Source organism: Arcobacter defluvii, assembly GCF_013201725.1.
GTDB classification, from domain to species: domain Bacteria; phylum Campylobacterota; class Campylobacteria; order Campylobacterales; family Arcobacteraceae; genus Aliarcobacter; species Aliarcobacter defluvii.
The window spans coordinates 2,364,880-2,380,977 of the sequence record NZ_CP053835.1; the positions used below are offsets into that span (position 1 = coordinate 2,364,880).

The window sequence follows — 16,098 nt, forward strand, 5'->3', positions numbered from 1 at the left end:
TTTATCCAAAATCTACTTTTAAACTATTAATTACTTATTTTTATTATCTTCTGTATTTTTTAAATTTTTTTTAACTATCAAGTTGAATATTCTTTGAATATTTATAAAAAATCTTGTTGTATATGTCATTTGTGTATTTTCTATATCATCACCTAATTTTACATTTATAGCTTCTGATTTTTTCATTGATAAAACTTGTGAAGGGAAAACACTTCTATGCCCTGTCATTAAAAATGCAATAATAATTGAAATTGCAGCATAATGACCAACATCCATACCAAAAAGTTCAACTGACATAATCATTGCAGCAATTGGAGCACTTGTTGTTCCTGCTAAGACACTAACAAAACCCAAGGCAGCAAATAATGGAATATATCCATCAACTAAATATCCAAAAAAGTTACCACTTGTTGCACCAACATAAAAAATTGGAGTTATAACCCCACCACTTCCACCAAAAGACAAAGTTAATGAGGTAAAAATTGTTTTTAATACAAAGGTATACCAAGGAATATTTTCATTTATCATTTTATCCGTTGATAAAGCATCTTTTATAGTTTGGAAACCTATTCCTAAATAATGTTCTCCAACAACTAAAGTTAAAACTACTATAAAAATTCCACCTAAAAATGCTTTTAAAATATAATTCATTTTTATTGCACTAATGTATTTATGAAAAGTACTTAATGCTGTAATTATAAAATCTGCAACCAATCCAAAAAAGATTCCTGCAATTATAACTTTTGAAATCAATACATAATTAAAATCAAAATTTGAATAAAACGCTATATTAAAATATGTGTAACTTATACCTAACATTTTTGCAACAAAAAAAGCAGAAAATCCTGCAACTATTGAAGGTAATAAAATATCATACATTAAACCACCAACAATCAATATTTCCACTCCAAAAATTGCTCCTGCAAGTGGTGTTCCAAAAACAGATGCAAATCCAGCACTAATTCCACAAATTACAATTTTTTTTCTATCTCTTGCAGAAAATCTTAGTTTCATTGCAATAAATGAAGCTAATGATGCACCAATTTGCGCTCCAGGTCCCTCTTTTCCAACTGAACCTCCTGCAAAAATTGTAAGAACTGTTGCAAAAAGTTTAGTTGGTACAACACTTACATTAATCTTTCCAGAATTTTTGTGAATTGCTTCAATTACCTTTTCTGTTCCATGCCCTTGAGCACTTGGAGCAAATTTTTTTACAACAAAAACTGTTATTGCTAAAGCAAAAGGTAATGTATAATAATAATCAAAAGGAAGTAATGATCTTGAATTTTCACAATATGTTAAAAGTTTTAAAAATAAAGATACAACTACTCCTACTAAAGCACCAATTAAAGAGGATAAAAAAATCCATTTTGTAATACTTGCAAACATAATTGTTTGTTCTGCTAAATGTTGTTGAATATTTGTTTCATTGTTCATAAGAATACTTTTTTAGTTTATTTTGAGTTTTGTATCTATAATTCTAACGAAACAGATATTTACAAGTTCTTTAAATTTTTATTTTTTATAGCAAATATTAAAATTTTTATTAAAAAAGTTTGTTTTAGATATAATCATAAAAAGTTATTAACAGATATTAGGAAAAAAAATGAGCATAATAAAAAATGATTTTGAAAAAATGAACATAACAAAAATCAAAAAATCAAAAAATCAAAAAAAATTAACTGTTATTACAGCTTATGATGCACTTTTTGCAAAATTATTTGAAGAAATAGCAGATATGATTCTTGTAGGAGATAGCCTTAATATGAGTTTTGCTGGACGTCCTGATACACTTTCTGCAACTTTAGAACAAATGATATATCATACAAATGCAGTTTGTACAGGAGCACAAAAAGCCTTTGTAATTACAGATATGCCATTTGGAACTTACATAAATAAAGATGAAGCATTAAAAAACTGTATAGAAATATATAGACAAACAAATGCAGCAGCAGTTAAAATAGAAGGTGGAGAAGATAGAGCTGATATTATAAAACATCTAACTTCAAATTCTATTGCTGTAATGGGACATATAGGATTGATGCCTCAATATGTAAGAAGCGAAGGTGGATATAAAGTCAGAGGAAAATCAAAAGAGGATGAAGAACAGTTAATTCGTGATGCAATTGCAGTTGAAAAAGCTGGAGCTTTTTCAATTGTTGTAGAAGGCGTTATGAGTGATGTTGCAAAAAAAATCACTGAAGCTGTAAATATCCCTATAATTGGGATTGGTGCAGGAAATGTAACTGATGGTCAAGTTCTAGTTTGGTCAGATATGTTAGGATTTTTTGAAGAGTTTAAACCAAAATTTGTAAGACACTATTTAAATGGGGCAGAACTTGTAAAAGAAGCAGTGAATCAATATAGAAATGATGTACAAAACAGCTCATTTCCATCAAAAAATGAAGAGTATTAATATAAATGGAAAGATTAGTAGAAGTTGAACAAATATCATTTGAAGAAGAAAGTACAGAAGTAAATCTACGTCCTTCAAACTGGGATGATTATATTGGTCAAGAAAAAATCAAAAAAAATCTAAGAGTTTTTATTGATGCATCTAAAAAAAGAAAAGAAGCACTAGATCATATATTATTTTATGGACCTCCTGGACTTGGTAAAACAACTTTATCATATTTAATATCAAATGAAATGAATACAAATATAAAAATCACAGCTGGACCTATGATAGAAAAAAGTGGAGATTTAGCTGCAATTTTAACTAATCTTGAAGAAGGTGATATTTTATTTATTGATGAGATTCATAGACTTAGTCCTGCTGTAGAAGAAATTTTATATCCAGCTATGGAAGATTATAGATTAGATATAATAATTGGTTCAGGACCAGCTGCTCAAACTGTAAAAATAGATTTACCAAGATTTACTCTAATTGGAGCAACTACACGTGCAGGAATGCTTTCAAATCCTCTAAGAGAAAGATTTGGTATGCATTTTAGAATGCAATTTTATACGCACGAAGAGTTAGCAAAAATCATTCAAAAAGCTTCAATTAAGCTAGGGAAATTTTGCGAAGATGATGCATCATTAGAAATATCAAAAAGAAGTAGAGGTACACCCAGAGTTGCATTGAGGCTGTTAAGACGAGTAAGAGATTTTTCTGAAGTAGAAAATGAAAAATTAGTTCATATAGAAAGATGTAAATATGCTTTAGATGAATTAGGGGTAAATGAAAGTGGATTTGATGAAATGGACATAAATTTACTAGAACTTCTAATTTCAAATAGAGGAAAACCTATGGGACTTTCTACAATTGCAGCAGCTCTTAGTGAAGACGAAGGTACAATTGAAGATGCAATTGAACCTTATTTACTTGCAAATGGATATATAGAAAGAACGGCCAGAGGAAGAGTAGCAAGTATAAAAACATATGAAATGTTTAGACTTTCATATCCAGGAAATCAAAAATTAGATGATGATTTAACTCAAGGAAAGCTATTTTGAAAGCTGTCTATTTTATAGTTGCAATTGCAATTGTAATGATATTTTTTATGGTTGAGTTATTCAATCCATTTTTAAGAGCTATTCTTGTATCAATATTATTAACTGTTGCAACTAGTTCTTTAACACTTTTTTTAGAAAAAAAATCAAGAAGTAGAATTGCTGCTACATCATTTATTACAATTGCACTTGCTGCACTATTTTTTATTCCTATTTTATATTGTATTTTTTCATTTATTAATTTTTTCAATCAAGTTGATCAAGAACTATTAGTAAGAAATTTGGATGATATAAAAACCTTTATACAAGAAAAATCTGTAAATCTAGCCTTTATGAATAATTTTTTAGATAATCTTAGTTCAAAAATTGATGTAGGAAAAACTGTACAAGACATATTTGCTATTAGTGCTTATTTAGGAAAGAATTCTGCTAAATTTATGATTGATATGGTAATGATTTTAATATTTTTCTTCTTCTTTACCCTTTATTCTACCCCGCTTTTAACTTTCATAAAAGAACTATTACCAATTAAAAAAGAAGATTCAGTAATTTTATTTAGTGAATCATCAAATGTAATGACAGTTGTTTTATACTCAATTTTAGTTACTGCAATATTTGAAGGTTTTTTATTTGGTTTTTTCTTAACTTTTTTTAATTATGATGGATTACTATTTGGAGTTTTATATGGATTTGCATCTTTAATTCCAGTCATTGGTGGAGTAATAATGTGGCTTCCAATTGTAATTTATGAAGCAACAACAAATTCAATAACAAATGCTTTTATTATTGCAATTTATTCTATAGTTGTAATCTCAATATTTGCAGATACATTTGTAAAACCAATGATAATAAAATATATAAATAAAAAAGTAGTAAAAACACCTACTAGCGTAAATGAATTATTGATTTTCTTTGCAATAGTTGCTGGTCTTTCAACATTTGGTTTTTGGGGAATGATTATTGGTCCTGCAATGGTGACCTTTTTTATCTCAATTATGCACTTATTAAAAAAGTATTCTGATGATTTTAAAGAAAATGTATCTTATGACTAAGATACATTTCTTTAAATGTTAATTATCTCCACTCTCTCTTTCTCCACCATAAGAAGAAATTCCATAGTCTAAATTTGCAACTGATTTAAATCCCAAATCAAGCATTATTCTTTGACAATATGCACTTCTACTTCCACTATGACAATAAACAATAACAGAAATATCTTTTTGGTTATTAATTCTTTCAAGTGCATGATAAAATGACGTTGTAGGTATTAAATAATCTGTTCCTTTTATTCTTGTTCCAACCCATTCCATCCATTCTCTTGTATCAACTAAATTAAATTTTACGAAACCTAATTCTCTTGCTTCAAGTAATGATTCTAACTCTTGAGAATTAATTTCTTCTTTAAGCAATAATTTTTCGCACTCATCTTTTGTTAATCCTCTTGAATGTGTTGCAATTGCATCGTGCATACTAAGTTCATTTTTTGTTTCTTCTGCTTTTTCTTTTGTACAATAAATTCCACAGTGACATGAACCTTTAAGTGGTATTTCTTTAGTTAATGCTGGAGTACATGGACAAAGTCTATTTTCACTTTTTTCTTGTTCTTCTAATGTTTCTCCAATAACCATAAAACAAGGACAAAATCTTTTTCCATAAATTAATTTATTTCTTGTTAATCCCATTTGTATAGATTCATTAACTTCATCATCTGGATTATACACAAGGTTATGCTCTTCTAAAACCTTATCTGTAAATTGTTTTGTTAATTCTAATTCAATTTGAAATTCTTCACTATTTATATCTATTTTTCTAATCATAAATTATCCTAATATTTTAAAGTTTGTAATAGTAATATAATTTATATTAATATTTCTCTTTAGAGTGAAATTAAAGAATTTATATAATAAACTCATTTATTAATCATTGATAAATAAAGCTTTTCAACTTTTTCTCTCGCCCATGGAATTTTTCTAAGAAATTTTAAAGAAGATTTAACACTTGGTTCATAATTGAAACAATTAATATTAATCTTTTTACCTAATTCATCCCAGCCATAGTTATCAACCAAAGAATTTATTATCATTTCTAATTTAATTCCATGTAATGGATTATTTTGATTATTATTCAATTTTATTCCTAGTTTTTATTTATTATAACATAAGTGAATAAAGAAGAGGGAATAAACAAACCAAATAAAAGGATAAAGGGGAAAAACCAACAAAGGCTGGAAGGATAGAGGGGGGGGTAAAAAAAAAGCTTTTGCTAAGAGGAACTGTAAAGAAGTTCAAATTAGTAAAAGCTTGGTAAATAAAAAACTCAAGAGCTGGCAGCGGCCTACGTTTCCACCAGGGGACCCGGCAGTATTATCGGCGATGAAGTGCTTGACTTCCAGGTTCGGAATGGGACTGGGTATTTCCACTTCTCTATAGCCACCAGCAAAGTTGAGTGAAAAAAGTAAGAAGAAACATAAAGAAAGATTCAATATGTAAATACTCTTTACACTCAACTCATAAAGGAGTTAAGAAAAAATAATGTTAAAGTCTTTTCACAATATATATTAAATATAAGAAATATATTTAATAAGATAGTAAACCAAAGAATTGTTTAAAATAAGCCAAACGTTCTATTAGTACTGGTCAGCTAAACGCCTTACAACGCTTACACATCCAGCCTATCAACCAGCTAGTCTTGCTGGGAACTTCAGGGAAAGTTAATCTTAGAGTTGGCTTCGAGCTTAGATGCTTTCAGCTCTTATCACATCCGTACGTAGCTACCCAACGATGCTCTTGGCAGAACAATTGGTACACCAGTGGTACGTTCATCCCGGTCCTCTCGTACTAGGGACAAATCTCTTCAACTTTCCTACGCCCACGGAAGATAGGGACCGAACTGTCTCACGACGTTCTGAACCCAGCTCGCGTACCGCTTTAAATGGCGAACAGCCATACCCTTGGGACCTACTTCAGCCCCAGGATGCGATGAGCCGACATCGAGGTGCCAAACCTCCCCGTCGATGTGAGCTCTTGGGGGAGATCAGCCTGTTATCCCCGGCGTACCTTTTATCCTTTGAGCGATGGCCCTTCCACACAGAACCACCGGATCACTATGACCGACTTTCGTCTCTGTTCGACTTGTATGTCTCACAGTCAAGCTAGTTTATGCCATTATACTCAACTGGCGATTTCCATCCGCCATGAACTAACCTTTGTAAGCCTCCGTTACTTTTTAGGAGGCGACCGCCCCAGTCAAACTACCCACCAGACATTGTCCTGATACAAGATAATTGTACGCAGTTAGTAACTCAAATATTCAAGGGTGGTATCTCAAGGATGGCTCCATATGTACTTGCGTCCATATATCATAGCCTCCCACCTATCCTGCACATGAATATCCAAGCTACAGTGTCAAGCTGTAGTAAAGGTGCACGGGGTCTTTCCGTCTTTCCGCGGGTAGGAGGAATTTTCACCTCCACTACAATTTCACTGGATCCCTGGTTGAGACAGCTCCCATCTCGTTACGCCATTCATGCAGGTCGGTATTTAACCGACAAGGAATTTCGCTACCTTAGGACCGTTATAGTTACGGCCGCCGTTTACTCGGGCTTCAATCAAATGCTTCGCTTGCGCTGACATCATCAGTTAACCTTCGAGCACCGGGCAGGCGTCACACCTTATACATCCACTTACGTGTTAGCAAAGTGCTGTGTTTTTGGTAAACAGTCGGGAGGGACTCTTTGTTGCAACCTCTATCGCTTTTTGGAGCAAGTCCATATACAATAGTAGGCACACCTTATACCGAAGATACGGTGCTAGTTTGCAGAGTTCCTTAACCAGGGTTCTTCCACGCGCCTTAGAATACTCATCCCACCCACCTGTGTCGGTTTACGGTACGGGCAACATATAATATACTTAGTGGCTTTTCTTGGCACGACAGTATCATCGATTCTCCATCTCCTCCGAAGAGTGTCAAGAGCCTGTAAGATCTCGGCCTAACGTTACCCGGATTTGCCTAAGTAACAGCCTACGTCCTTCGAGCCACTATTCCATCAGTGACCTCGATTAACTCTATGCGTCCCCACATCGCGCTTATATGTTGGTATTGAAATATTAATCAATTTGCCATCGTCTACCCCTTTCGGACTCGACTTAGGTCCCGACTAACCCTACGATGACGAGCATCGCGTAGGAAACCTTGGGTTTTCGGCGTTGAGGATTCTCACCTCAATTATCGCTACTCATGCCTGCATGCTCACTTCTATCCGCTCCAACGCTCCTTACCGGTACATCTTCTACGCTGAATAGAACGCTCTCCTACCACTCAATTAAAATTGAATCTAAAGCTTCGGTGTACATCTTAGCCCCGTTATATTTTCCGCGCAGAATCACTAGACCAGTGAGCTGTTACGCTTTCTTTAAAGGATGGCTGCTTCTAAGCCAACCTCCTGGTTGTCACAGTAACTCCACATCGTTTTCCACTTAGATGTAACTTAGGGACCTTAGCTGTTAGTCTGGGTTGTTCCCCTCTCGACGATTGATTTTATCACCCACCGCCTGACTCCTGTGATTCCACATATGGTATTCATAGTTTGATAGGGTTTGGTACCGCGGTAAGCAGCCCTAGCCCATTCAGTGCTCTACCCCCATATGCTACAACACAAGGCTATACCTAAATATATTTCGGAGAGAACCAGCTATCACGAAGTTTGATTGGCCTTTCACCCCTATCCACAAGTCATCCGGAGACTTTTCAACGCCTATCGGTTCGGTCCTCCACTGGCTCTTACACCAGCTTCAACCTGCTCATGGATAGATCACTTCGTTTCGGGTCTGCAGCATCTGACTAATTCGCCCTATTAAGACTCGCTTTCGCTACGGCTTCGTACTTGACTTAACCTTGCCAGATACCACAACTCGCAGGCTCATTATGCAAAAGGCAGTCCATCACCCTGATAAATCATAGGGCTCTGAATGATTGTAAGCTAATGGTTTCAGGTTCTATTTCACTCTCCTCGCTGGAGTACTTTTCACCTTTCCCTCACGGTACTTGTTCACTATCGATCTGTAAGTAGTATTTAGGATTGGAGGGTGGTCCCCCCAGTTTCAGTCAAAATATCACGTGTTCCGACCTACTCAGGATACCATTAGAGCTATTGAGAATTTAAATTACAGGAGTTTCACCTTCTATGCTACACTTTTCCAAGTATTTCATCTATCCTCTTTAGTCTCACATTATGGTCCTACAACCCCCAATGCAAGCATTGGGTTTGTCCTAATCCGCTTTCGCTCGCCGCTACTGACGGAATCTCGTTTGATTTCTCTTCCTCTGGCTACTGAGATGTTTCACTTCACCAGGTTAGCTCCCCGTAGGGTAATATATATCTCTATATACTGGGTTGCCCCATTCAGAAATCCCCGGATCAAAGCTCTTTGGCAGCTCCCCGAGGCTTATCGCAGCCTAATACGTCTTTCATCGCCTCTTACAGTCTAGGCATCCACCATTAGCCCTTAATAGCTTATTAATAAATAGAGTTAAACTCTATCGCTTTTTGATAATATTCTTTGGCTACTATCTTATTAAACATATTATTTAAAATATATCCAATAAAATAATGTTGTGTTCTATCTAATTTCTTAGATATGAAATTTTTTTTGTTTTAAATTATTTAACATTTCTGTTATCTAATTCTTACGAAAAAATTAAAGACTTTAACATTATATTTTTAAATATCATTTTGATTCGAAAATCAAATATAAATTCAATATCCTTTGAACTTATATTTAACTTCTTTATCACTCTATAAATTAATTATTACGCATTTACTCTTAATAGGTGGTGGAGAATAGCGGGATCGAACCGCTGACCTCCTGCGTGCAAAGCAGGCGCTCTCCCAGCTGAGCTAATTCCCCAACCTAAATTAATCTTTCTAGATTATTTAATGGTGGGCCTATCAGGACTTGAACCTGAGACCTCACGATTATCAGTCGAGCGCTCTAGCCAGCTGAGCTATAGGCCCCTTTTACTACCTATTTAAATAATCTTTATAAACCGAATATAAAAACTCTTTCTTTTTAGTTTTAAGTTAAGAATCGAATCTTAACTTAATTCTCTGAAAGGAGGTGATCCAACCGCAGGTTCTCCTACGGTTACCTTGTTACGACTTCACCCCAGTCGCTGAATCCACTGTGGAAGGTAGCTACTTTAGCATCCCCGCTTCGAATGAGTTCAACTCCCATGGTGTGACGGGCGGTGAGTACAAGACCCGGGAACGTATTCACCGTAGCATAGCTGATCTACGATTACTAGCGATTCCAACTTCATGTAGTCGAGTTGCAGACTACAATCCGAACTGGGAGATATTTTTGAGATTTGCTCCACATCACTGTATTGCTGCTCTTTGTATACCCCATTGTAGCACGTGTGTAGCCCTGGACGTAAGGGCCATGATGACTTGACGTCGTCCTCACCTTCCTCCTACTTGCGTAGGCAGTCTCATTAGAGTTCTCAGCCGAACTGTTAGCAACTAATGACGAGGGTTGCGCTCGTTGCGGGACTTAACCCAACATCTCACGACACGAGCTGACGACAGCCGTGCAGCACCTGTATATAAGTTTCTGCAAGCAGACACCAATCTATCTCTAGAAAGTTCTTACTATGTCAAGTCCAGGTAAGGTTCTTCGTGTATCGTCGAATTAAACCACATGCTCCACCGCTTGTGCGGGTCCCCGTCTATTCCTTTGAGTTTTAATCTTGCGACCGTACTCCCCAGGCGGTACACTTAATGTGTTAACTGCATTACTGCAAGGTCGAGCCTCACAACAACTAGTGTACATCGTTTAGGGCGTGGACTACCAGGGTATCTAATCCTGTTTGCTCCCCACGCTTTCGCGTCTCAGCGTCAATAATGTTCCAGTAGATCGCCTTCGCAATCGGTATTCCTTCTGATCTCTACGGATTTTACCCCTACACCAGAAATTCCATCTACCTCTCCCACATTCTAGGTATACAGTTTCAAAAGCAGTTCAATAGTTAAGCTATTGGATTTCACTTCTGACTTATATACCCGCCTACACGCTCTTTACGCCCAGTGATTCCGAGTAACGCTTGCACCCTCCGTATTACCGCGGCTGCTGGCACGGAGTTAGCCGGTGCTTATTCATATAGTACCGTCATTATCTTCCTATATAAAAGGAGTTTACGCACCGAAATGTGTCATCCTCCACGCGGCGTTGCTGCATCAGACTTTCGTCCATTGTGCAATATTCCCCACTGCTGCCTCCCGTAGGAGTCTGGACCGTGTCTCAGTTCCAGTGTGACTGATCATCCTCTCAAACCAGTTAGGCGTCATTGCCTTGGTGAGCCATTACCTCACCAACAAGCTGATACCATACAGACCCATCCTCTAGCACTAAAGCGTTTCCCTTGCATACTTATGTATTAAAGGCATATAGGGCATTAGCAGACGTTTCCATCTGTTATTCCTTTCTAGAGGGCAGGTTATCTATACATTACTCACCCGTGCGCCACTTAGCTGACAATTATAGCAAGCTATAATCCGTTCTCGTTCGACTTGCATGTGTTAAGCACGCCGCCAGCGTTCACTCTGAGCCAGGATCAAACTCTCCATAAATTATAGAGCTTTTGAAACTGACAAATTTTATAACTCTTCAATTACAAAATTATCACTCAAATTTTATAGACAAGCATTTGTTTTACCAAATTTCTTGTTTTTATATTTTTATTTAACATTTATTCTTATTTTTAATCTAAATAAACATAGATTTTTATAAGAGTCTCATATTCGGTTTATAAAGATTACTTTACAAACGTTTATAATTATTTTTAAAGATCATTCCCTCTCGATTGAAGCGTATCTCTTCTCACTTTTCGTTTGAAGCGTTCCAGTCAAATTGGACGGGAATTATAATAGATTTTTATTAGCTTGTCAATACCTTAACGCTGAAATGTAGCTTAAATTTTTAAATTTATCCTCTTTTTATCACTTTTACTTGTTTTTTGTGATTTTTACTTTGTTTTACTTGGGTTTTTCACTCTATACAAATCAAAATAGATGTTATATCATACAAACCATTTAGTCCGTTATAAGTTTTTATGTCATTTATTAGATCTAAAGAAATTAAAAAAGAGATATCAAATGTAATTTATAATAGTTTGATAGAATGTTTTAATATTCCAATAAAAGACAAATTTTAAGTATTTATTGAAATATATCAAGAGGATTTAATTTTTCCAGATGAATAATTAGGAAATAGTTATTCAAATATTTTATTTATCAATTTAATTCTAAAAAAGATTTAGTTATTACAATTATAAATGTAGAAATGAAATTTTAACAAAAAATGCCCTTTATAAATTTTATGTTGGAACTATCTAATATAAATAAAGATATTTTGAAAGCTTTACAAAACTGTATTAACTCTTAGCAAAAAATATTTGAAAATGTAATTCTTGAAACTATTAAAAAAGCCTAAGTTCAAATCATAAATGCATAATTTCTGAAGAAAAGGTGTAAGTGGGGTTAACAAATATTTTGTTATCCTTATTTCGCCAAAAACAGGAAAAATATTTATGCGAAAATTCACACAGTTAACCCTAAAAGTAAGATATCAAATATCTGCTTACACTAAAGTTGGATACACTCAAATTCAAATAGCAAATACTTTAGGTATTTCACAATCCACTGTTAGTAGAGAGATAAAGAGAAATAGTTCTGAAGGTATTTATAAACCAGAACTTGCTGAACAGTTTAGTTTCTATAGACACAAATATAAATCAAAGCATTTAAAGCTTACTAGAAAAGTAATGAATTACATCAAAGATAAATTAAAATTAGATTGGTCTCCTGAACAAATATCAGGAGTAATGAAATTACAAAAGCTTTCTTATGTATCACATGAAACTATTTATCAATATATCTACAAAAATAAATGCCATGGTGGAAAGTTATATTTAATGCTACGTCATAAAAACAAAAAGTATCACAAGAGATGAAATGACTATAACTCTAGAGGAATTATTAAAAATAGAGTATCAATTGAGAAAAGACCAAAAGTTGTTGAATACAAAAAAAGAGTTGGTGATTTTGAAATTGATACAGTCATTGGTAAAAACCATATTGGAGCATTAGTTACAATAGTTGATAGAGCAACAAAGTTTACTCTCATCAAAAAAGTTGATTCTAAGAAAGCTGATGTGGTTACACAAGCTTTAATTGATATGCTTTATCCAATAAAAGCAATTACTCATACAATTACTTCTGATAATGGTAAAGAGTTTGCTTATCATGAAGAAGTATCAAAAGCTTTAGATACAAAGTTTTACTTTGCAAATCCATATCATTCATGGGAAAGAGGATTAAATGAACATACAAATGGTTTAATACGTCAGTATTTACCAAAACAAACAGATTTCACTAAAGTCAAAAGAAGAGAAATTAGAGAAATACAAAACAGGTTAAATAACAGACCTAGAAAATCTCTTGGTTACAAAACTCCATCTGAGGTTTTTTATGCTAAAGTTGCAAAAGTTTTAACAGCTTAGTTTGGTGAATTTATGCATTTATCTCTTGAATTGGCGATTTATAAAAAAGTAAAATGGCTCCGGCACCTGGATTCGAACCAGGGACCAAATGATTAACAGTCATCTACTCTACCGCTGAGCTATGCCGGAATTTGATTTTTATTTTATTGTAAGTTTTGAATTTATAAATGGCTCCGGCACCTGGATTCGAACCAGGGACCAAATGATTAACAGTCATCTACTCTACCGCTGAGCTATGCCGGAATTTGATTTTTATTTTATTGTAAGTTTTGAATTTATAAATGGCTCCGGCACCTGGATTCGAACCAGGGACCAAATGATTAACAGTCATCTACTCTACCGCTGAGCTATGCCGGAATCTATAAATTATAAGTATCAAAGTCAAAGTAATGGCTCCGGCACCTGGATTCGAACCAGGGACCAAATGATTAACAGTCATCTACTCTACCGCTGAGCTATGCCGGAATTTATGACTTTAACTTTAATGGGGTGGAATTATAGTAGAAAAAGTTTTTATTGTCAAGACTTTTTTATATATTTTTATAAAAATCAACTCCACTACTATTTACAATATATATTTTCTTTTCTTCTAAAAGTTTTAGTAAAATATCTTTTGATTTATCATCAAACATATTTTCTATATCTTCTTTTGTAAGTGGTCTTCTTTTTAACATAAAAAGTATTTCATCTTCACTATAAGTTTGAATCAATTTTGGTCTATTTTTAAAAACGATATTTACATTTATATTTTCAAATCTATTTGCAACTTTTTCTAAAAATTCATAACTTACTGGATTTACTTTATATGCTGGTGGTCTATCTATAGTTCCAATATCAACTCTTTTAGGATTGATTTGTTTTACGGCATTAAACAATAACTCTATTTCTTCATCTTTATCATTTACATCTTTAACAAATAAAATTTCTAAAACAAAATCATTCGTTGTTTTTTGTGAGAATTCAATCATAGAAGGAACAATTTTTTCAATTTCTACACTTTTGTTTTGTCTATCAAGTTTTTTAAAACACTTTTCACTTATGCAATCTAAAGATAATTTAACAATATCAATTTTTAATAGAGCTTCAAAAATATCTTTTTTATAAATCGTACTTCCATTTGATAAAATTAAAGTTTTTGTTTCACCTTTTATTTTATTAATCTCATCAATTAAATCATTTAATTTTGGATATAAAGTTGGTTCACCATTACATGTTATAGTTATTACATCTATTTTTGGATGATTTTTAAAACTCTCTTTTATTGCACTTGTAATTTCTTCAACACTTGGAAATGTATCCATTTTTTCAATAGTTTTTGCACCTTCTAATTCACAATATAAACAATCAAAATTACACTGTTTTTTTGATGGCGATAAATCAATACCTAATGATATACCAAATCTTCGTGAAGGTATTGGTCCAAAAATAATAGAATTTGAATAAGACAAAATAAAAATCCTTTTAAATAAAAAAAGAGAAGCTAAATAGCTTCTCTTTTATAATAATTTTCTAAAACAAATTTGTTTTATGCTTTTTTTGAAACTCTTTGACACTCTTTTACAAAGTGAATTGCATTTTCAACTGGAACATCAGGTAAAATTCCATGACCTAAATTAAAGATGTGTCCACTTCCACCCATAATATTTTGAATTGCTTCAACACACATAGTTGTTGCCTCTTTTGAATATAATCTACAAGGTTCCATATTTCCTTGTAAAACATATTTTTCACCTAATTTTTCCTTTGCAAGAGCCATTGGTGTTCCCCAGTCTACTCCAAATACATCGAAGTTTCCATAAACTAAACCTCTTTCAATAAATGAAGCTATTCCTTTTGGGAACATGATAATAGGAATATGAGGATATTTTTCTTTTAAATACTCAGCAATCTCCACCATATATTTCCAAGAAAATTCATCATATTTTGAAGGTTCAATTGCCGCAGCCCATGAATCAAAGATTTGAACTACATCAACTCCAGCTTCAATTTGTTTTTCCATATAAAACTTAACTACATCTGTTACACGTCTAAGGATTTTATGTAAAAATTCTGGATTCGAATACATCATTTTTTTACAAAGATTGTATGTTTTTGTTCCTTGACCTTCAATCATATAAGTAGCAAGTGTCCAAGGAGCACCTGTAAATCCAATTAAAGCTTTATCTTGGGGTAATCTTTGTTTTAAAATCTTAATAGTTTCATAAACATAAGTTAATTTATTTGCAGCTTCTTCACCACCAATTAAAGCATCTAAATCTTCTTCAGTTTTAATTGGTTTATCAAATACTGGACCTTCACCTTTTAAAAAGTCTAATTTCATTCCCATTTCATTTGGAACAACTAAAATATCACTAAATAAAATAGCTGCATCAACACCAACTATATCTAAAGGTTGGATTGTAACTTCAGCTGCTAATTCTGGATTGTGACATAAATTTAAAAAGTTTCCAGCTTTTGCTCTAACTTCCATATATTCAGGTAAATATCGTCCAGCTTGTCTCATCATCCAAACAGGAGTATAAGGAGTCTCTTTTCTAAAACATGCATCTACAAAAATTTTTGACATTTTTAACCTTTTAATATTTTCCAACTTTATTTAAAAAATAAAGTCCTAATGATAATAGTGCAATTGAAACAGCAAAATAAAGCATCTCTAATGCACCATCATATTTTGTATGTAAAACTTTTTGAAAAAAGCTTACAATTAATACCATAACAATTACTTTTGCAATTTTATCTTTTAATTGGTCTAATGAATGAATTGCTAGAATATTACTACCACTTGCTTCAGCAGCATCAATTTTTGAAATAAATAGTTCGTAAATACCAAATGCAAAAATTAACATAACTACAGCAATTAAGTATAAATCAACTGCACCTATAATCTTACTTACTATTTCTTCATGAAAATTTTCTGGATGCAAACCATTTAAATAAACATCTAGTGCATATTTAATAACTTCATAAATATCCATTGAAGCAACAACAAAAAGTATTATTGAACCTAATAATCCAAATATTACTGCAAGCAAAACAAAAAGTCTTGCTTGCCACATTGTAGTTTCAAAAATTTTTTCTAACATA

Annotated in this window: 9 protein-coding genes, 6 tRNA genes, 3 rRNA genes and 1 pseudogene; 4 read left to right on the forward strand and 15 right to left on the reverse strand. The window is 33.2% G+C overall.

Features of this window, described 5'->3' with window-relative positions; translation table 11 throughout:
- Window positions 1-30: 30 nt before the first annotated feature.
- A complete protein-coding gene (locus ADFLV_RS11805; protein WP_129011920.1) occupies window positions 31-1,437 on the reverse strand; it encodes a chloride channel protein in 1,407 nt (468 codons plus the stop codon).
- A 169-nt stretch (window positions 1,438-1,606) separates the two neighbouring features.
- On the opposite strand from ADFLV_RS11805, the gene panB reads away from it, so the two are divergent.
- Genes panB through ADFLV_RS11820 form a run of 3 tightly spaced genes read left to right on the forward strand, consistent with a single transcriptional unit; the run spans window position 1,607 to window position 4,508 of the window.
- Window positions 1,607-2,416 carry a 3-methyl-2-oxobutanoate hydroxymethyltransferase gene (gene panB / locus ADFLV_RS11810; protein ID WP_014474980.1) on the forward strand — a complete coding sequence of 270 codons (810 nt, stop codon included), beginning with the start codon at window positions 1,607-1,609 and terminating at the stop codon, window positions 2,414-2,416.
- A gap of 5 nt (window positions 2,417-2,421) precedes the next feature.
- Window positions 2,422-3,459: a Holliday junction branch migration DNA helicase RuvB gene (gene ruvB / locus ADFLV_RS11815; protein ID WP_014474981.1), complete on the forward strand. Its 1,038-nt coding sequence runs from the start codon at window positions 2,422-2,424 to the stop codon at window positions 3,457-3,459.
- Complete coding sequence (locus tag ADFLV_RS11820) at window positions 3,456-4,508, forward strand: AI-2E family transporter (RefSeq protein ID WP_129011919.1); 1,053 nt, start codon at window positions 3,456-3,458, stop codon at window positions 4,506-4,508. The genes ruvB and ADFLV_RS11820 overlap by 4 nt, the downstream gene beginning before the upstream one ends.
- 18 nt (window positions 4,509-4,526) lie before the next feature.
- On the opposite strand, the gene ADFLV_RS11825 is transcribed toward ADFLV_RS11820, so the two are convergent.
- The 7 genes from ADFLV_RS11825 to ADFLV_RS11855 form a co-directional block, all read right to left on the reverse strand.
- Window positions 4,527-5,273, reverse strand: coding sequence for a ferredoxin-thioredoxin reductase catalytic domain-containing protein (locus ADFLV_RS11825; RefSeq protein WP_129011918.1), 747 nt, complete (start codon window positions 5,271-5,273; stop codon window positions 4,527-4,529).
- Between the two features lie 92 nt (window positions 5,274-5,365).
- On the reverse strand, window positions 5,366-5,584 hold the full coding sequence (locus tag ADFLV_RS11830; RefSeq protein WP_129011917.1) for a VF530 family protein: 219 nt from the start codon (window positions 5,582-5,584) through the stop codon (window positions 5,366-5,368).
- Window positions 5,585-5,777: 193 nt separating this feature from the next.
- Window positions 5,778-5,893: ribosomal RNA gene (gene rrf, locus ADFLV_RS11835) — 5S ribosomal RNA — on the reverse strand.
- A 168-nt stretch (window positions 5,894-6,061) separates the two neighbouring features.
- Window positions 6,062-8,974: ribosomal RNA gene (locus ADFLV_RS11840) — 23S ribosomal RNA — on the reverse strand.
- Window positions 8,975-9,286: 312 nt separating this feature from the next.
- Window positions 9,287-9,362 (reverse strand) — tRNA-Ala (locus ADFLV_RS11845).
- A gap of 30 nt (window positions 9,363-9,392) precedes the next feature.
- Window positions 9,393-9,469: transfer RNA gene (locus ADFLV_RS11850), tRNA-Ile, on the reverse strand.
- A gap of 96 nt (window positions 9,470-9,565) precedes the next feature.
- Window positions 9,566-11,083: ribosomal RNA gene (locus tag ADFLV_RS11855) — 16S ribosomal RNA — on the reverse strand.
- The 16S, 23S and 5S rRNA genes sit together here with 2 tRNA genes alongside, the layout of an rRNA operon.
- Window positions 11,084-12,042: 959 nt before the next feature.
- On the opposite strand from ADFLV_RS11855, the pseudogene ADFLV_RS11860 reads away from it, so the two are divergent.
- A pseudogene (locus ADFLV_RS11860) lies at window positions 12,043-13,014 on the forward strand (IS30 family transposase).
- A 54-nt stretch (window positions 13,015-13,068) separates the two neighbouring features.
- Here ADFLV_RS11860 and ADFLV_RS11865 read toward each other — a convergent pair.
- The 7 genes from ADFLV_RS11865 to ADFLV_RS11895 form a co-directional block, all read right to left on the reverse strand.
- Window positions 13,069-13,143: transfer RNA gene (locus ADFLV_RS11865), tRNA-Asn, on the reverse strand.
- Between the two features lie 39 nt (window positions 13,144-13,182).
- Window positions 13,183-13,257: transfer RNA gene (locus ADFLV_RS11870), tRNA-Asn, on the reverse strand.
- Between the two features lie 39 nt (window positions 13,258-13,296).
- Window positions 13,297-13,371, reverse strand: a tRNA-Asn gene (locus ADFLV_RS11875).
- 33 nt (window positions 13,372-13,404) lie between these two features.
- Window positions 13,405-13,479: transfer RNA gene (locus ADFLV_RS11880), tRNA-Asn, on the reverse strand.
- Window positions 13,480-13,544: 65 nt separating this feature from the next.
- On the reverse strand, window positions 13,545-14,462 hold the full coding sequence (locus ADFLV_RS11885) for a radical SAM protein (protein ID WP_129011824.1): 918 nt from the start codon (window positions 14,460-14,462) through the stop codon (window positions 13,545-13,547).
- 77 nt (window positions 14,463-14,539) lie between these two features.
- On the reverse strand, window positions 14,540-15,580 hold the full coding sequence (gene hemE, locus ADFLV_RS11890) for a uroporphyrinogen decarboxylase (RefSeq protein WP_129011823.1): 1,041 nt from the start codon (window positions 15,578-15,580) through the stop codon (window positions 14,540-14,542).
- 10 nt (window positions 15,581-15,590) lie between these two features.
- Complete coding sequence (locus ADFLV_RS11895) at window positions 15,591-16,097, reverse strand: YqhA family protein (protein WP_014474987.1); 507 nt, start codon at window positions 16,095-16,097, stop codon at window positions 15,591-15,593.
- Window position 16,098 lies beyond the last annotated feature (1 nt).

Coding starts and splice junctions, on each gene's coding strand:
- ADFLV_RS11805 (WP_129011920.1), bottom strand. CDS start 1,437: ATGAACAATGAAACAAATATTCAACAACATTTAGCAGAACAAACAATT.
- panB (WP_014474980.1), top strand. CDS start 1,607: ATGAGCATAATAAAAAATGATTTTGAAAAAATGAACATAACAAAAATC.
- ruvB (WP_014474981.1), top strand. CDS start 2,422: ATGGAAAGATTAGTAGAAGTTGAACAAATATCATTTGAAGAAGAAAGT.
- ADFLV_RS11825 (WP_129011918.1), bottom strand. CDS start 5,273: ATGATTAGAAAAATAGATATAAATAGTGAAGAATTTCAAATTGAATTA.
- hemE (WP_129011823.1), bottom strand. CDS start 15,580: ATGTCAAAAATTTTTGTAGATGCATGTTTTAGAAAAGAGACTCCTTAT.
- ADFLV_RS11895 (WP_014474987.1), bottom strand. CDS start 16,097: ATGTTAGAAAAAATTTTTGAAACTACAATGTGGCAAGCAAGACTTTTT.